Origin of the sequence: Streptomyces hilarionis, from assembly GCF_024539675.1 — a bacterium.
In the GTDB taxonomy this organism is placed as follows: Bacteria; Actinomycetota; Actinomycetes; order Streptomycetales; family Streptomycetaceae; genus Streptomyces; species Streptomyces hilarionis.
Genome location: NZ_JAHHIT010000616.1, coordinates 1 through 310 on the forward strand (window position 1 = coordinate 1; position 310 = coordinate 310).

Annotated in this window: 1 protein-coding gene; it reads right to left on the reverse strand. The window is 56.1% G+C overall.

Translation table 11 applies throughout. The features are described from left to right. Window positions 1-310, reverse strand: a 310-nt coding sequence (locus KMS84_RS42765; protein ID WP_256921522.1) for a phage tail tape measure C-terminal domain-containing protein, incomplete at both ends; no start/stop codon positions are given.

Sequence of the window (310 nt, forward strand, 5' to 3'; positions counted from 1 at the left end):
CGCCAAAGCTCTGGTCTGCACCGAACGCCCAATCTACTGCCGCGTCCGTCAGCCCGTCATAGAGCGACGTGAAGGCTGATTTAGCCTGTCCTGCAACATCTTTGGCCTGATCCAGGTAGTTCTGGAAAGCTGACGACGCCCCCAGCGACCAGTCACCCCTTGCTTGATCTTCGTCCTCGTAGTACTTGTTTTGCATTGCCAGGCGCTGGTCGAGAGCGGAGCGCAGGGCCTGGGTTTCCTTGTAGTACAGCTCGGTACTGAACTGATCCTTGTTGCTCTTGTTGTAGTCCGAGGTCAGCTTGTCCATTTG